The organism is Nocardia miyunensis NBRC 108239 (assembly GCF_001613065.1).
Classification (GTDB): Bacteria; Actinomycetota; Actinomycetes; order Mycobacteriales; family Mycobacteriaceae; genus Nocardia; species Nocardia miyunensis.
In genome coordinates, this window is the sequence record NZ_BDBQ01000100.1 from 45,449 (window position 1) to 58,551 (window position 13,103).

The 13,103-nt window shown below is 66.0% G+C and carries 15 protein-coding genes; 11 read left to right on the plus strand and 4 right to left on the minus strand.

Annotated features, from left to right (window positions below; genetic code table 11):
• Positions 1 to 67: 67 nt before the first annotated feature.
• A complete protein-coding gene (locus NM2_RS38590; protein ID WP_067680104.1) occupies positions 68 to 1,585 on the plus strand; it encodes a class I adenylate-forming enzyme family protein in 1,518 nt (505 codons plus the stop codon).
• Positions 1,582 to 2,445: an enoyl-CoA hydratase-related protein gene (locus tag NM2_RS38595; protein WP_067680112.1), complete on the plus strand. Its 864-nt coding sequence runs from the start codon at positions 1,582 to 1,584 to the stop codon at positions 2,443 to 2,445. The genes NM2_RS38590 and NM2_RS38595 overlap by 4 nt, the downstream gene beginning before the upstream one ends.
• Before the next feature lie 7 nt (positions 2,446 to 2,452).
• On the opposite strand, the gene NM2_RS49755 is transcribed toward NM2_RS38595, so the two are convergent.
• Both NM2_RS49755 and NM2_RS38600 read right to left on the minus strand, forming a co-directional pair.
• Complete coding sequence (locus NM2_RS49755) at positions 2,453 to 2,599, minus strand: hypothetical protein (RefSeq protein WP_157121653.1); 147 nt, start codon at positions 2,597 to 2,599, stop codon at positions 2,453 to 2,455.
• 136 nt (positions 2,600 to 2,735) lie between these two features.
• Positions 2,736 to 3,215: a winged helix-turn-helix transcriptional regulator gene (locus NM2_RS38600; protein WP_067680115.1), complete on the minus strand. Its 480-nt coding sequence runs from the start codon at positions 3,213 to 3,215 to the stop codon at positions 2,736 to 2,738.
• A gap of 93 nt (positions 3,216 to 3,308) precedes the next feature.
• On the opposite strand from NM2_RS38600, the gene NM2_RS38605 reads away from it, so the two are divergent.
• On the plus strand, positions 3,309 to 4,646 hold the full coding sequence (locus NM2_RS38605; protein ID WP_218026080.1) for an MFS transporter: 1,338 nt from the start codon (positions 3,309 to 3,311) through the stop codon (positions 4,644 to 4,646).
• Here the strand turns inward: NM2_RS38605 and NM2_RS53510 are convergent.
• Positions 4,564 to 4,866 carry a helix-turn-helix domain-containing protein gene (locus NM2_RS53510; RefSeq protein ID WP_439956966.1) on the minus strand — a complete coding sequence of 101 codons (303 nt, stop codon included), beginning with the start codon at positions 4,864 to 4,866 and terminating at the stop codon, positions 4,564 to 4,566. The two genes, NM2_RS38605 and NM2_RS53510, sit on opposite strands and share 83 nt — an antisense overlap.
• A 350-nt stretch (positions 4,867 to 5,216) precedes the next feature.
• Between NM2_RS53510 and NM2_RS38610 the strand changes: the two genes are divergently transcribed.
• Positions 5,217 to 5,723 (plus strand): hypothetical protein, encoded by a 507-nt coding sequence (locus NM2_RS38610; RefSeq protein WP_067680121.1) that lies wholly within the window; start codon positions 5,217 to 5,219, stop codon positions 5,721 to 5,723.
• 34 nt (positions 5,724 to 5,757) lie between these two features.
• Here NM2_RS38610 and NM2_RS38615 read toward each other — a convergent pair whose 3' ends face one another.
• Positions 5,758 to 6,012, minus strand: a complete 255-nt coding sequence (locus NM2_RS38615; RefSeq protein ID WP_157121655.1) for a winged helix DNA-binding protein — start codon at positions 6,010 to 6,012, stop codon at positions 5,758 to 5,760.
• Positions 6,013 to 6,564: 552 nt separating this feature from the next.
• Between NM2_RS38615 and NM2_RS38620 the strand changes: the two genes are divergently transcribed.
• The 7 genes from NM2_RS38620 to NM2_RS38650 form a co-directional block, all read left to right on the plus strand.
• Positions 6,565 to 7,173 carry a TetR/AcrR family transcriptional regulator gene (locus NM2_RS38620; protein WP_067680169.1) on the plus strand — a complete coding sequence of 203 codons (609 nt, stop codon included), beginning with the start codon at positions 6,565 to 6,567 and terminating at the stop codon, positions 7,171 to 7,173.
• Positions 7,174 to 7,361: 188 nt separating this feature from the next.
• The gene (locus NM2_RS38625; protein ID WP_067680172.1) at positions 7,362 to 8,630 is read left to right on the plus strand and encodes a cytochrome P450; all 1,269 of its coding nucleotides are present in this window, start codon (positions 7,362 to 7,364) and stop codon (positions 8,628 to 8,630) included.
• 28 nt (positions 8,631 to 8,658) lie between these two features.
• Positions 8,659 to 9,429 (plus strand): SDR family NAD(P)-dependent oxidoreductase, encoded by a 771-nt coding sequence (locus tag NM2_RS38630; protein WP_067680127.1) that lies wholly within the window; start codon positions 8,659 to 8,661, stop codon positions 9,427 to 9,429.
• A gap of 30 nt (positions 9,430 to 9,459) precedes the next feature.
• On the plus strand, positions 9,460 to 9,660 hold the full coding sequence (locus tag NM2_RS38635) for a ferredoxin (protein WP_067680130.1): 201 nt from the start codon (positions 9,460 to 9,462) through the stop codon (positions 9,658 to 9,660).
• Positions 9,661 to 9,692: 32 nt separating this feature from the next.
• Positions 9,693 to 11,000, plus strand: a complete 1,308-nt coding sequence (locus tag NM2_RS38640; protein WP_067680133.1) for an MlaD family protein — start codon at positions 9,693 to 9,695, stop codon at positions 10,998 to 11,000.
• On the plus strand, positions 10,997 to 12,034 hold the full coding sequence (locus tag NM2_RS38645; protein ID WP_067680136.1) for an MCE family protein: 1,038 nt from the start codon (positions 10,997 to 10,999) through the stop codon (positions 12,032 to 12,034). Before NM2_RS38640 ends, NM2_RS38645 begins: the two co-directional genes overlap by 4 nt.
• A 5-nt stretch (positions 12,035 to 12,039) precedes the next feature.
• A partial coding sequence (locus NM2_RS38650; protein ID WP_245718424.1) for an MCE family protein occupies positions 12,040 to 13,103 on the plus strand: 1,064 nt, incomplete at its 3' end.

A 13,103-nucleotide genomic window follows, 5' to 3' on the forward strand; every position in this document is an offset into this window, starting at 1 on the left:
CTGGTGGCGTACCGGACTTTTCGAAACCCACCATGCCCGAAGCCATTTCACTACGCGAAGGACAACGATGGCTGCGACAATCGCCTCGGCCCTGTACTGGTGGGCCGAAACCGAACCGAGCCGGCCCGCGCTGATCGTCGACGACGAGACGCTCACCTATCGGGAGCTCCAGGACTGGTCGAGCCGGGTGGCGCGCCGGATCGCCGAATCCGGGATCGCGCCGGGGGACCGCGTCGGTGTGCTGGGCCCGAACTCGCTCACCTGGCCCGTGCTCGCTCTCGGTGTGCTCAAGGCGGGCGCGGTGGTCGTCCCACTGAACCCGCGCCTGACCCCGGCCGAACTGCGCAAGGTGCTCGACGATTCCGGCGCTGTGCTCACGATCGCGCCCGCGGAGTTCGCCGAGCGGATCGAGCAGACTCGGCAGCTGGGCTCGGATTTCCGCGCCCTGAGCTTCGACGACTTCGCCGAACTGCGTTCGGGCGAGCGGGACGACTTCCGCATCGACGTCGGGCCCGAGGAGCCCGTCGCTCTGCTGTTCACCAGTGGCTCGACCGGACTGTCCAAGGGCGTCATCTGCACCAACCGAACGTTGCTGAGCATCGTGTTCGAGGCGACGCTCACCGAGGAGGGGTTCCGGCCCGGCTGCACCTCGTTGCTGTTGCTGCCCCTGGTGTTCACCCCCGGACTGGTCTGGGGCGTGCTGATGAGCGTCGTGCTCGGAAACACGCTGATCGTGGAGAAGGAGTTCAAGCCCGGCCGCGCGGCCGAACTGATCGGTCGTCACCAGGTCAACGCGATGTTCGGGGTTCCGCTGATGTGGGAATCTGTCGCCAGGAGCGCGGAATTCGCGGAAGCCGATATGTCCTCGCTGCGCACCGCCATCATCGGTGGGGCCGCGGTCTCGCCCGCGCTGTTGAAGGCGTGGGCGGACAAGGGGGTCGCGCTGCGTCAGATCTACGGCATGACCGAGGCGGGCGGCGTGGCCACCGCGACCACCCGGGCCGAGGCGTTCACCCATCCCGACAGTTGCGGGTCGGGTTCGATCTTCACCGAGGTGCGGGTCGTACGTCCGGACGGCAGTGCGGCCGATCCGGGCGAGGAGGGCGAGATCGTCGTGCGCGGACCGGGTGTCACGCCCGGCTACTGGAACGACCCGGCGACCACGGCGGAAGCGCTGCGGGACGGCTGGCTGCACAGCGGCGATCTGGGCAAGCGGGACGAAGGCGGCCGGGTCACCTTCGTCGACCGGATGAAGGACCTGATCATCACCGGTGGGATCAATATCTCGCCGGTGGAGATCGAGCGCGTCATCGCCGATCTGGACGGCGTCGAGGAGGTGGCGGTGATCGCCGCGACCGACGAGCGGTTCGGTGAGACTCCGGCGGCCATCGTGACCGTCAGCGGTGACGTGGACGTGGCGGCGATCGTCGAGCACTGCAACCAACTGGTCGCCGACTACAAGGTGCCGCGCTACGTGGTGATCCGCGACGAACCGCTGCCGCGGCTACCCAGCGGCAAGCTGGCCAAGACCGCGATCCGCGACGAATACCGTGATGTCACAATACGATTCGAGAAGGTGCGATGAGTTCGGAGAACAGCGTGCAGGCCGACAGCGACCCGGTGCTGCTCGAGCGGGACGGCGAGATCGCCGTCGTGCGGCTGAATCGGCCCGACCGGCTCAATGCGTTCACCGACGAGATGGGTGAACGCCTGATCGCGGTATTCGACGAGACCGACGCGGACGACACCGTGCGCGCGGTGGTGATCACCGGCACCGGGCGCGCATTCTGCGCCGGGGCCGACCTGGCCGCCGGAGGCGATACCTTCGTCCTCGAAGGCGATCCGGGTACCGGTGGCGCGCCCGCCGATCAGGGCGGCCGGGTGTCGCTGCGGATCTACCGCTCGCACAAGCCGGTGATCGTCGCGATCAACGGTCCCGCCGCCGGTGTCGGCGTCACCATGACGCTGCCCGCCGATATCAGAATCGCCTCGGACACAGCCAAATTCGGGTTCGTATTCACCCGGCGCGGCCTGGTTCCGGAGGCGTGCTCGACCTGGTTCCTACCGCGCGTGGTGGGTGTGTCCACGGCTCTGGAGTGGACGCTGAGCGCCCGGATGGTACCCGCGGCCGAGGCTCTGGAACGCGGTCTGGTCCGCGAGGTCGTGCCCGCCGAACGGGTGCTCGATCGCGCGATCGAGGTGGCCCGGGAACTGGTCGAGGGCACCGCGCCGGTATCGGTGGCGTTGACCCGTCAGATGATGTGGCGCATGCTCGGCGCCGACAGTCCGGAGGTCGCCCATCGCGCCGAGTCGATCGGCATCTACGTGCGCGGTGTCTCGGACGATGTGCGCGAGGGAGTGGATGCGTTTCTGTCCAAACGTGTTCCGCAGTTCCCCGACCGCGTGTCCGATGGGCTTCCCCAGCTGTTCGAGACCGAGAATTAGAAACCGGTCAGCCGGTGACCTTGTCCACCAACAGGAACAGGGCGAACAACCCACCCACGACCACCAGCCCGTAATGCCCCGAGCTGCGGCTGTAGTCGAATGTCGAAGCAGCGACGACGACCGCTATCAAGAGAAATGCAAACCGCTGCTTCACCATCGACTCCCTAGAACTCTTCCCCCAGCCTAGGAAGCCCGGCTTCGATTGTGCCACAAGAGATTAGGGAAGTGGCGGCACAGTGGCGACGGCAGGACAGTAACAGTCCCGCCCGAATCGGCCGCCGCGCAGCCGATTACGCCCCTTCCTGACCGGTCGAGTCCGCACCTGCCTTCCGGACTCGGCTGGTCAGAGCGGTGACGGGCTTGCCATCGCGGTTCCGGGGGCGCAGTTCGTCGAGTGGGCCGCCCTCGTCGTCGACGAGTGTCGAGCGGGCTTCGTCGTCGGTGAAGGTGTGCCGTTCTCCCCACTGACGCAATGCCACCACGATGGTGAACAGGTCCTGTCCGGCCTCGGTGAGCGCATATGTGCGCCGCTTGCCACCGGAAGTGGCGCTCGCGGTGAGGATTCCGTACTCGACGAGCCGGCGCAGCCGATCGGTGAGAATGTTCCGGGCGATGCCGAGTCGCTGATGGAATTCGGTGAAGGATGCGGCTCCGTCTATGGCCTCTCGCACGATCATCAGACTCCACCGGTCCCCCACCAGGTCCACGGTCCGCGCGACAGGGCAGGTGGGATCGGTCCACTCGCGGTCGGAACCGAGCGCTGCGATCATCGACAACCTCTCAATCAGTTGCAATTTGAAACTATTATGCCCTACTCTCTCGAAAAGTTGCATTTTGCTACTTAATTGGGAGGTGTGGTGGCGGTGGGAATCACGCGATCTCAGCGATTGGTCCTGGCGCTGGTGTGCGCGGTGGCCGTGTCGACGATCTACGCGATCCAGCCGGTACTCGAGGTCGCGAGCAATGCCCTCGGAATGGCGCGCGGGTCGGCTGGCTGGCTGGTCGCGGTCGGTCAGATCGGCTATCTCGCTGGTCTCGTGCTGCTGGTTCCGCTCGGTGACGTATCGGATCGTCGTCGGCTCATCACCGTGCATCTGGTACTCACGGCTGTCGGGGCATCGATCGCGGCCGTTGCGCCGAACGCTGCGGTGGCGATGGCGGGCCTGCTGGTCGCGGGGTTGTTCGCGGTCGTGGTGCAGGTGACCGTCGCATATGTCGCCGCTGTCTCCGAACCGAGTGAGCGGGGGAGAGCTATCGGTGCGGTCACCTCGGGCGTGGTCATCGGCATTCTCGGGGCGCGCGTGGTGGCCGGATTCCTGGGGGAGGTCCTCGGATGGCGGGTGGTGTACGCACTGCTGGCGGTGCTCTGTGGGGCGTTGGCTGTCATCGTGCGCGTGATGCTCGACGCGGACCGGCGGACTTCGGGCTTGCGCTACGTCGGGGTGATGGCATCGATGGGTCGGCTGGTGCGCGCGGATCATCTGCTGCTGAGCCGAGGGGCGGTCGCCTTACTGTTGTTCGCGTCCTTCGGGACGCTCTGGAGCGGGCTGGCTCTTCCACTCGGCGCGGCGCCCTGGCACCTCGGTACCGCGCGGATCGGCTTGTTCGGTCTTGCCGGTCTCGCCGGAGCCGCCGGGGCCGCCCGCGCGGGCCGATGGGCCGATTACGGTCGGGCACAGGCGATTACCGGTGCGGCGCTGGCACTGCTCACGCTCTCCTGGGTGCTCATCGCGAAAGCCGAGACGAATCTATGGGTGCTCGTCGTGGGTATCGTCCTGCTCGATTTCGCCGTTCAGGCCGTCCACGTCAGCAGCCAGCACATGGTGACCGGTGCGCATCCGAATCGTGCCGGTAGTGTCATCGGGGCCTATATGGCCTGCTATTCCCTCGGCTCCGCTCTCGGCGCAATCAGTACCACTTGGGCATACGGAATATGGGGTTGGGTGGGCTGCTGTTGGTGCGGCGCGGGGTATTCCGCGGCCGCGCTGGTGCTGTGGGGGCTGGTTCAGGCCGGCTTCGGCAGACCCATGGGGTTGTCTTCGGCGAAGGCGTCGCTGTTGGCGATGGTGGGGACGAGGGGGTGTGGATCAGATCCGCCAGGCGTTCGGTTTCGGTGGGTCACAGGGTGGTCCGTGGCTGCCGGGAAGCTTGATCGGTGCGGTGCTCGACCCAGGCATGCAGGGCGTGGCCGTCGGGGGTGAGGGCGCCGGAGTCGTCGAGCAGGCCGCGGTGGTGGAGACTGGTGGTGGCCGAATGCCACTCCGGCTCGGTCCAGCTGCGTGCGGCGGGACGCGCTCGGGGGTGACTTTGCCGTCGGCCGCGAATAGGACCAGGGCCTCGCAGGGATCGAGGCCGCCTGCCAGGAGTGCGTGCGCGCCAGCTCCGCGGCCTCGGCCACTGCGGGCGAGTGGATCTCGTCACCCAGGATGCGGTGCAGGATCTGCGGGGGAGGCGGCCTCCCAGGCGGCGGGGATGGCGTGCCCGACCTTTCGGGGATGGAAGTTGTAGAACCGCGGGCTGCCGACGCTCTCCGTTCCACGGAGTGGGATGCGGTTGTCGGGATCCGGGATGATGTGGGTATTGTGGGTTCGGTTCGATACCAACCGGTCCGCCAATGGGGCGAAAGTCTGATGGACTCCTGTCTGGACAGCTCTACGGCACCGGTGTAGCCTGCTTCGCTATACCTGCCGGGACCACACTCCGCGGAGTGTGCAGAGCCGGTCACCTTGCCAGAGAACGATATGAGTCATCAAAGTTCGGGAAGCCCGCACGTGCCGCGGACGACCGCCACGACGATCGAGCACGCGGACGTCGTCGCCACGCCTGTCGGCGTGCAGGACGGATCGGACGTCGACCCGCTCGAGTCGCTGCCCGGGCCAGGGATCGCCTGCGCGATCCTGCGAGATGATCTGACCGTCGACGATGCCCACCTCGTCATGCAGCGGCACCGGACCTGCGCGGGTACCGAATGCGCGGCGCGGCAATCGGCGTTGCAGGTGCTCGTCGATTCGGGCCGCTATGTGCTGAGCACCTCACGGCGGCACGTGCACATCGAGTTCGGTTCGGTGGGAATCCATCTGGACTATCAATGCCCCCATGCGGTCGCCGAGGAATTCGCCGAGCGCATGCGCACCCATCCCGACGCGTCGGTCACCATCGATCACGACCTGAATCCCGACCTGCCGCCGCTCCCGTGCGCCGGGCTGTGGCCGGGAACGGGCGCTGACGGGGACCCCGCCCGCTCCGAAATCCCCGTGCCGTCGGCGGATCTCGTCTGAGCAGGCCGGTGGCGCGAGCTCACTGCTTGGGCGACTACGCGAGCTGTGCGTCGATCTTGTCGAGCAAGGCTCGCAGAGCGGCTCTTTCGGCCTTGCTCAGCGGAGCGAAAATCGTCTCGTTCAGCTCGGCCAGTGCGGAATCGAGACCGGTGATGAGCTCGATGCCCGCAGCGGTTGCGTAGACGCACTTGCTGCGTCCGGTCGCGGCCGGTGTGCTCGCGCTCTCAAGCACTCGGCTCGGGCAGACGATCGCGCAGAAAGGCCTGGTCACCCGCGGCGATGCGGACACGATGCAACTCGCCATCGGCTACCGCGACTCCGCCTTGCCGCGCGAGGACTGTGACGAGACCGCCGGACTTCGCGCAGGTGACCGCGCGCCCGATGCGACCGGGCTACGAACGATGAACGGCACACACCGGCTGTTCGACCTGACGCGCGGCGGCCGCTTCACGCTGCTGAGCTTCGGGGAAGCGCGAGATCGACACCCACTTCGACCTCAGGATTTTCCACGTTGCCGGACAGCCCAACGGGCCCGATGACATCACCGATACCGAGGGCCACCTCACGGATGCCTATGGCGCGGGCGAACGTACCCTCGTGCTGATCCGGCCGGACGGTTACGTCGGGCTGATCTCCGACGCCGGTGATGTTTCGGCAGTGTCCGAGTACCTGTCGCGCAGGCCAGGACACGGCGTTGCCGACATCACCACCGCGCAGCCGGCCCGTGCTACGACGGATAAGACACCATGCCGGAAATGTGGCTGTCGGGTGCCCGGCTGAACGCGGTCGGGTGTGCGCCGCGATCATGGACTGCGGTGACGTGGAATTCGGAGGTCGGATGATGGCATCGACACGGCGGATCGGTTCGCCGGACGCGAAGAACCGGACGGTGCTGCTGGATGCGGCGGAACAGCTCATGCTCGAGGAGGGCTATGCCGCGGTCAGTTCGCGCAATGTCGCGCGTAAGGCGGGGCTGAAGTACCAGCTGGTCTACTACTACTTCCGGACCATGGACGATCTGTTCCTCGCGGTCTTCCAGCGGCGGGCCGAGGAGGGGCTCCGCCGCCAGGCCACCATCCTGGCGGCGGAGAATCCGCTGCGCGCACTATGGAAGTTCGACCTCGACGCGGCCTCCAGCGGGGCGCTCACGATGGAGTTCGTCGCACTCGCCAACCACCGCAAGGTGATTCGTGACGCGCTGGTCGACTATTCGAGCCGTTTTCGCGAGACGGAGATCGAAATCGTGCGGGCCGTACTGCCGCGATACCGCATCGATCCGGACATCTGGCCCCCGGAGGTGGTCGCCTTCGTGATGGCGGGAGTGTCCCGGACGATGGCTCTGGAAGGCGCGCTCGGGATGACGACCGCGCACGCGGAAACGCTGTCCTTCGTGCGTGAGCATCTGGCCCGTCTGGGCGACCCACCAGCGGAAACTGTTGTGGACGAATAACTTTCGCGCATCCGGCGTAGGCCCTGGTCGGGGCTCGAGACCTTGACCACCTATTCCCTGGTGTGCTAAGCATGTGCTCAGCATTGCTGAGCACTTGATTAGCATCAGGGCGCGGGGAGCGTCCGAGGCGAAGCAGACCGCGACGTCCGGCGACCGTGCCGATGCTGCCTCTTCACCAGGAGTCCGTCGTGAGCATGTTCGATGAGATCGACTTCTTCACCGACAAATCGATTGTCGACAACCCTTACCCGTACTTCGAGTCGCTGCGGTCGCGCTGTCCGGTGGCGCGCGAGCCGCACCATGGTGTGCTGGCGGTGACCGGGTACGACGCCGCCGTGGAGGTCTACCGCAATCACGGGACATTCTCGAGTTGCATCGCCCCGACCGGGCCGTTTCCAGGCCTGCCGTTCGATCCCGCCGACGGCGATATCGGCGCGTTGATCGAAAAACATCGCGAGGCGTTCCCGCTGCACGAGCACATGGTCACCTTCGACCAGCCGAAGCACACCATGCACCGTGACCTGCTCAAAGCTTTGTTCACGCCGCGGCGATTGCGGGAGAACGAGGAGTTCATGTGGGTGCAGGCCGACCGCCTACTCGACGAATTCGTCGAGCAGGGCAAGACCGAATTCCTGCGCAACTACGCGCAGCCCTTCGCGATGCTGGTGATCGCCAATCTGCTCGGCGTGCCGGAGGAGGACTACACCGATTTCCGGCGGGTGCTGTCCAACACCACGCCGCCGGGCGCGATCGACGACGAGGTGATGGTCGACAATCCGCTGGAATTCCTGGCCGAACGTTTCACCGGCTACCTCGCGGAACGCCGCCGGGCTCCGCGCGGAGATGTGTTGTCCGCCTTGGCTTCCGCGCGATTCCCGGACGGCTCGCTGCCGGAGGTCGCCGACCTGGTGCACCTGGCGTCCTTCCTGTTCGCCGCCGGGCAGGAGACCACCGCCAAGCTGATGACCGCCGGTCTGCGGGTGCTCGCGGAGAACCCGGACATTCAGCAGGCGTTGCGCGAGGACACCGAACGCATCGGCAGTTTCGTCGAGGAATGCCTGCGCCTGGAAGCGCCGGTCAAAACCGATTTCCGGCTGGCGTGCCAGGACACCAGCCTGGGCGGTGTCGAGGTTCCGGCGGGCAGCATGGTGATGGTTCTGCCCGGGGCCGCGAATCGCGATCCGTCCCGGTTCGACGATCCGGGCGATTTCGTCCTCGATCGTCCCAATGCCCGCGAGCACATCTCGTTCGCCCGGGGTATCCACACCTGTCCGGGAGGTCCGTTGGCGCGTATGGAATCTCGGGTCAGCTTCGAACGGATCCTGCATCGGATGCGGGACATCCGAGTTTCGGAGACCGAGCACGGCCCGGCGGACGCACGCAATTTCGAATACGAGCCGACCTACGTCCTGCGGGGCCTGAGCTCGTTGCACATCGAATTCACTCCGGTCGGCTGAGCGAGAAGATGACGAGCGAGGAACAGGGATGGTCGAGACGAATGGCAGCGAAATTCCGTCACGCGTGGCAATTGTTACCGGTGCTGCTTCGGGCATCGGTCTGGCGATTGCGCGAAAGCTTGCGCAGGAATCCCACCGGGTAGCGCTGTTCGACCTGAGCGGGGAGGCCGCGGAGAAAGCGGCCGCCGAATTGGTCGCGGCCGGTCTGCGCGCGGTCGCCTATCATGTGGACGTGGCCGACGCCGACTCCGTGGATGCGGCGGTTCGCTTGGTGCGCAAGGATTTCGGGCCGATCCAGATCGTGGTCACCAGTGCCGGAGTGGAGCAGTACACCGCTTTCGAGGAGATCACCCGGGAACAGTGGAATCGTGTGCTGGCGGTGAATCTGAACGGGACGTTCTCCTGCATTCAAGCGGCCGTTCCGGACATGGTCGCGGCGGGCTGGGGGCGCATCGTGACGATCTCCTCGTCCAGTGCGCAGTCCGGAGCCAAGAATATGGCGCACTACGTCGCCTCCAAGGGCGGTGTGATCGGCCTGACGAAGGCGCTGGCGGCCGAGCTGTCACCGAAAGGCATTACGGTCAACAGTATTCCGCCCTCGATCATCGATACGCCGATGGCGCAGCAGGCGACCGACGCGGGATTCTTCCCCGGCGTCGAGGTCATCGCACCGATGACACCGGTGCGGCGGGTCGGCACACCCGACGATGTCGCGGCCGCGTGCGCTTACTTGTGTTCGGAGAGTGCGGGTTTCGTCACCGGACAGCTCATCGGCGTCAACGGTGGCCTGTACATCTGAGCGGCCGGCGGATCGGTATTCGGAGGAGTAATGGAGATACATATCGATCGGCACAGGTGTGAAGGTCACGCACTGTGCGCAAGTATCGCGCCGACCGTATTCGAGGTCGGCGACGACGATCTGGCCACGGTCGTGGATTCGAGTCCGGCCGAGGACATCGAACCGAAGGTGCACATGGCCGTGGATGCCTGTCCGACACTGGCGATTTCGCTCGGGGGGCCGGCGTCATGATCGGGTGTTGCGGGCACGGGGGCGAGTGAGCGGTGTCCATCCTGTTCGAGCCCGACGGGCGGGGGCCATCGCCATCGCGCCTGTTGCTCAGCGGCATCTGTTTCCTGGTCGTCGTGGCGGCTGTGGCAACGGCGATGGTCGCGGTCTCGCGCGGTGCGTTCCGCCGGACCGTGCCCATCACCGCCGTGATGGCCGACGTCGGGGACGGGCTGCCGGCGAAATCGGATGTGAAATATCTGGGCGTTCGAGTCGGGCTGGTGACCGGGGTCAGTCCGGCTGCCGAGTCGGGGATGAACGACGTGCATATCCAGCTCAGTCCGCAGTACGCCGGGCAGATTCCGCGTTCGGTGACCGCTCGCGTGGTGCCGAGCAATGTGTTCGCCGTGCCGTCGATCCAGTTGCTCTACAACGGGTCGGCGGCGGCGGTGACCAGCAACGCGCGGATCCAGCAGGATCACAGCCAGGCCACCGTGCGCCTGCAGACCTCGCTGGATCAGCTGCGCCGGATCCTGGCCGCGGTCGGCCGGGATCAGACCGATACCGCCGTCGGAATGCTGGAAACCCTCGCCGAGGCCACCTCGGGGCGAGGAAAGTCGCTCGAGGACGCGGGGGCTCAGCTACGCCAGATCGTCATCGAGCTGAACAAGGTGATTTCGGTACAGGCGGCGCCGTCGACTCTGGACGCCCTGTCGACGTCATTGCGCGAGGTACAGATGGCCGCGCCGGAGCTGCTGGACACGCTGCACCACGCCATCGGGCCGATGCTGACCGTCGCGCGGGAGCGCGGGCAGCTCACCGATCTGCTCACCGGCGGAGCACATACCTTCGACACGGTCGGAAATGCCTTGGAGCACAACAGTGATCGGCTGATCTTCATCACCACCCACCTGTCACCCGCACTCGACGTCCTGGGGGACGGCGCGAGTCATTTCCCGCAGATCAGCAGATCGGTCATCGGGATGAGCGGGAAATTCGATCAGACCTTCGACCAGCGCGTCCAGCGGGTGACCGCGAAGGTGATCGTCCAGCTGACCCCGAACCGGCAGTACACCCGGGCCGACTGCCCGCGCTACGGGAGTCTGGCCGGGGCTAGTTGCTCGACCGCGCCGGTGACGGCTCCTGCCCCGGGCCAGCTACCGAATATCCTGCAGCCCAATCGATTCCGGCCCGCCAACTGGGCGGTGACCGATATCGGTCCGGTCGGCAGCGCGGCGGAGCAGCGGCAGATCGCCGACATACTCGGCGGGCCGCCCAATGCTGCCGCCGACATCCTGTTCGGGCCGCTGGCACGTGGGACGACCGTCGCGGTGGCCCCGGAGCCGAGCGGAGGTTCGCGGTGAGTTACCGACGGTCTCTGTTGGTGCTGCTCGTCTTCGTCGTCGTGTCGGTGCTGCTGTCGTGGACGGTCATCGTCACGCTCGAACGCGGAGTGAGCGGTGCGACGGCGAAATACTCGGCCATGTTCACCGACGTCTCGGGCTTGAGCACCGGTGACGATGTCCGGATGGCCGGGGTGCGGGTGGGCCGGGTGGACTCGATCGAGCTCGACGGCAACCTCGCCCGGGTGGGATTCGAAATCCAGCGTGATCAAAAGCTTTTCGGCACGACTGTCGTTTCGGTGACATACCAGAACCTCATCGGCCAGCGGTATCTGGGTCTGGCCCGGGGGACGCGCGGATCCCCGGCGGCGCTTCGCCCGGGAGCGGTGATCCCGGCGCGCAACACCGAACCGTCGTTCGACATCTCCAAGCTGCTGAAGGGATTCGAGCCGCTGTTCGGCACCCTGGACCGCAGCGCGGTGGACAACATTACCGAGGCCTTGATCAAGGCGCTGCAGGGCGACAATGGATCGCTCACCGCCCTGGTCGCCGAGACCACCGAGCTCGCGCGATCCTTCGCCGGACCCGATCAGGTTCTGGGACAGGTGATCACGAACCTCACCACGATCGTGAACGGCCTCGCCGCGCAGAGCGGCAATCTCACCACCGTCATCGATTCGACGCGCGGGATATTCGAAGGGTTGCAACGGAACAAGGATTCGCTGCTCGGCTCGGTGGATCACCTCTCCCGGGTGGTCGATCGCGTGGCGCAGATCGCGAACGCGGATCAGCCCGCGCTCGATGCCTTCCTGAACCGGAATCCTGGTTTCGCACAACATCTTCTGGACAACAAATACAAGTTCGGTGTCATGGGTTTCAACCTTCCGTTCATACTCAAAGGGCTGGCGCGTATCACCCAGGAGGGCGGTTACGCGGATGCGGATATCTGCGATGTGACCTTCTCGCTCGCGCCGGGCATGTCGCCGTTGGTTCCGGGCATCCTCGCCGCACTGACTCCGGGCGGAGTCGTCAAACATACGGCCAGATGCAGGTGAGCCGGATGCGACGACAGATGAAAGGGCTGCGGATTCGCGGAATCCCCTGGCGGAGCAAGCCGCTCGAGGAATACAGCCGGGTATCGCTCGGGGTGCTCGCGCTGGGTGGGCTGACGGTCGCGATCGTGATCGCGCTGACCGTCAATTTGACCGTCGATTCCATTAATTTCGGGGACAAGGACGTGCAGGTCGATTTCGCCCAGGCGGCCCAGCTCGGCGCGGGGGATCGAGTCACCATCGCCGGGGTGCCGGTCGGGCACGTCACGACGATCCGCCTGACCGACGGCCACGTCGCGGTGACGCTGAGCGTTCATCGCTCGGTGCATCTGGGCGCGGATACCACGGCCGCGATCGAACTCACGACGCTGCTGGGCAACCGATACGTCGAGCTCGACCCGGCAGGCGCCGGGAATTCGGATCGAATTCCGTTGCAGCACAGCAGTGTTCCATATGATCTGGAGTCCGCGCTCGCCGACGCCACGACGACCTTCAGCCAGGTCGACGCGGACCAGGTGGCCAAGGCGCTGACGGATCTGACGGGCCGGCTGGACGGACTGCCCCAACTGATTCCGTCGGTGATGGAGAACGTCCGGACCTTGTCGAGTGTCATCGCCGAACGTCGCGGGCAGATCGGCGCGCTGCTGGCCTCCACGAGCAAGCTGACCGGCGTGTTGAACAGTCAGCAGACCGATCTGGGAGCCCTGTTCGATCAGGGCGGCGATATGCTGCACCAACTCCTGACCCGCAAACAGGCGATCGAATCCATGGTCGCCGCCACCACGACGCTCGTGGACCGGCTCACCCCGCTGGCGGTACAGGATCAGCCCGAAATCCATTCGCTGCTGGGCAATTTGCGCGAGATCACCGCCATGCTGAGCAGGCACGACGATCTGCTGCGCAATATTCTGCAGGCCCTGCCGGTTCCTTGGCGGTCCTGGGCCAACCTGACCGGCACCGGACCGGAGCTGGATGCGACCGCGTCGTCGGGGGCGTTCGTCGATTCGTTCATGTGCACACTCGTGAGCCGGGCGCCGCAGGTGCATCTGTCACCGTACTCGGAGGAATGCCG

Coding starts and splice junctions, on each gene's coding strand:
- NM2_RS38590 (WP_067680104.1), top strand. CDS start 68: ATGGCTGCGACAATCGCCTCGGCCCTGTACTGGTGGGCCGAAACCGAA.
- NM2_RS38595 (WP_067680112.1), top strand. CDS start 1,582: ATGAGTTCGGAGAACAGCGTGCAGGCCGACAGCGACCCGGTGCTGCTC.
- NM2_RS38600 (WP_067680115.1), bottom strand. CDS start 3,215: ATGATCGCAGCGCTCGGTTCCGACCGCGAGTGGACCGATCCCACCTGC.
- NM2_RS38620 (WP_067680169.1), top strand. CDS start 6,565: ATGGCATCGACACGGCGGATCGGTTCGCCGGACGCGAAGAACCGGACG.
- NM2_RS38630 (WP_067680127.1), top strand. CDS start 8,659: ATGGTCGAGACGAATGGCAGCGAAATTCCGTCACGCGTGGCAATTGTT.
- NM2_RS38635 (WP_067680130.1), top strand. CDS start 9,460: ATGGAGATACATATCGATCGGCACAGGTGTGAAGGTCACGCACTGTGC.